Below are 2123 nucleotides of genomic sequence, written 5' to 3'. Positions count from 1 at the left end.
CGAAAACTTTGTTTCTTCTATATTCATGTGCAGGAATACTTTGGCGGTATCTTTGATTCCTCTTAAATCTGTTATTTTTCGCATTTTCTCACCTTTATCATTCCTGTTTGACTTCTTCCTGCAATTTTCTTTGCAATTCATCAAAACCTCCGGCTTCTTCGGCATATTTGTTCAAAACAATTTCTACCGTTTGTCTGGAAAAGCCCATTTCCTCATAGAACAAAAGCAGTTCCTCTGGAAGTCTTCCCAGAATGCTTTTCGGCTGAATCAGGATGGAGCCGTTCTGCAGATGAATATTGATGTCCGCATAAGGATTGATACCTGCTTCTTCCAGAAGACTTCTGGAGATTACGATAGGTTCATCTACATTTGTGGTGTACTCTCTGATTTCGGATGTGGTGTTTGTTCTTTTCATAATAAAATCCTCCTTTTTATTCAAATGTGTAAAATTCGATCACTGCTGTTTCTTCAATTTCTTCTTTTGTAAACTCCTGTGGCTCATAAAAAAGCATTGTGTAAGCAATCAGGTCATCCTCTTTTAATGATGTCAGGTTTCCTTCCTCATCACTGCCGCAAACAAAAAAATCGCCAACGATGATATCGCTGCCGATTCTCCTGTTGCCTTCCAAGCCTATCAATTTTCCCTCATCATTTAATAGGATGCATACACTGTCATCTAATCCTACGATGTCAATGTATCCTCCCACTGCTTCTTGCATAGCTTCCAATGTATTTTTCAGCATATAGACTTCAGGATGTTCATGTGGCTTTACTTTTAGCACTTTGATTTCTTTTTCCTTCATTCTCATTCCTCTTTTCATTTTTTGAAGGTTACTTAATTTAGTTGGTTTTCACAAAATAAATTTATTTTTTTATTACATCTGAATTCCTCCTCTCTTTTAAAAAATATATTTCGAACTATATCAATAAAGATACAGTTTCTTTCAAAATAAAATTTATTTCTTTTTCACAAACTTCAAATTTCTTTCAAAAAATGGTTATTTTTTTTGAAACCACTTTTTGTCGATTTTCAGAAACGAAAAAAGGCAGTGAGATTTTTTCCATCTCACTGCCTCAAAATCGTTTTTTTGACTCCAAAAACGCTATGTCATCTATAAAATTGGATTTTTTGGGGCTTTGAAAACCGCCCTCAAAAACCGCTGAAAGCCTTGATTTTACTGGCTTTGTGGCTATGTCATCTATTTTGATCACTCATCCCAGTTATGATATACATTCTGTACATCATCGTCATCATCCAGCATATCCAGTAATTTGTTCATTTTCTTAATATCTTCATCAGATTTCAATTCTGTGTATGTCTGAGGAATCATTGTTACTTCTGCACTTGCCATAGGAATGCCTGCTGCTTCCAGTGCTTCACGTACTGCGGAGAAGTCATCAGGAGAAGTTGTGATTTCGTAGCTGTCTTCTTCTGCAGCAAAGTCTTCTGCGCCTGCATCCAGAGCAGCCATCATCAGTTCCTCTTCATCCATTTCTACTTCTTCTTTATCAATCACGATCAGACCTTTCTGGTCGAACATGAAAGATACGCAGCCATTGGTACCCATGTTGCCGCCACCTTTTGTAAAGGCATTTCTAACATTAGCAGCTGCACGGTTTCTGTTATCTGTCAGCGCTTCTACGATAACTGCTACACCGCTGGGACCATAGCCTTCATATGTTACCAATTCGTATTCTACGCCTTCTTCGTTACCAGCTGCTTTTTTGATACTTCTTTCGATAGTATCATTGGGCATATTGTTAGATTTACATTTTGCGATTACATCACGCAGTTTGCCATTGACTGCGGGATCAGGACCGCCAGCTTTTACTGCAACCTGAATTTCTCTACCCAACATGGTAAATACTTTACCTTTTGCAGCGTCATTTTTTTCCTTTTTATGTTTAATATTCGCAAACTTAGAATGTCCAGACATTCATAACCCTCCTTGAATAAATTTCACCAAAATATTTTATCATTTTTTTCAGGAAAAAACAAGAAAAACCCCTAAATAACATACAAAAATGTGTAGGATTACAATACATGTGTTACAACTGAATATTTAAAAAGCGAGGATAGGCTCACTTTGTGTTATATTTGAATCACCACAAAACAAAAATAC

3 protein-coding genes are annotated in these 2123 nt (G+C 36.7%); all 3 read right to left on the bottom strand.

All coding sequences use genetic code 11. The annotated features are described in order from the left end of the window. Positions 1–97: 97 nt before the first annotated feature. The 3 genes from BUB35_RS18230 to BUB35_RS18220 all read right to left on the bottom strand — a co-directional run bounded on the left by BUB35_RS18230 (position 98) and on the right by BUB35_RS18220 (position 1937). Positions 98–415, bottom strand: coding sequence for a hypothetical protein (locus tag BUB35_RS18230; RefSeq protein WP_072854046.1), 318 nt, complete (start codon positions 413–415; stop codon positions 98–100). A 16-nt stretch (positions 416–431) separates the two neighbouring features. Then, positions 432–803: a DUF3846 domain-containing protein gene (locus BUB35_RS18225; RefSeq protein WP_072854043.1), complete on the bottom strand. Its 372-nt coding sequence runs from the start codon at positions 801–803 to the stop codon at positions 432–434. Positions 804–1208: 405 nt separating this feature from the next. Next, complete coding sequence (locus BUB35_RS18220) at positions 1209–1937, bottom strand: YebC/PmpR family DNA-binding transcriptional regulator (protein WP_022254113.1); 729 nt, start codon at positions 1935–1937, stop codon at positions 1209–1211. Positions 1938–2123: the final 186 nt, after the last annotated feature.

Source organism: Anaerotignum lactatifermentans DSM 14214, from assembly GCF_900142265.1.
Classification (GTDB): Bacteria; Bacillota; Clostridia; order Lachnospirales; family Anaerotignaceae; genus Anaerotignum; species Anaerotignum lactatifermentans.
This window is presented reverse-complemented; position numbering and strand designations above follow the sequence as displayed.

Bases quoted from the DNA above. Each gene is read 5' to 3' on its own strand.
- BUB35_RS18230 (WP_072854046.1), bottom strand. From the start codon at position 415: ATGAAAAGAACAAACACCACATCCGAAATCAGAGAGTACACCACAAAT.
- BUB35_RS18225 (WP_072854043.1), bottom strand. From the start codon at position 803: ATGAAGGAAAAAGAAATCAAAGTGCTAAAAGTAAAGCCACATGAACAT.
- BUB35_RS18220 (WP_022254113.1), bottom strand. From the start codon at position 1,937: ATGTCTGGACATTCTAAGTTTGCGAATATTAAACATAAAAAGGAAAAA.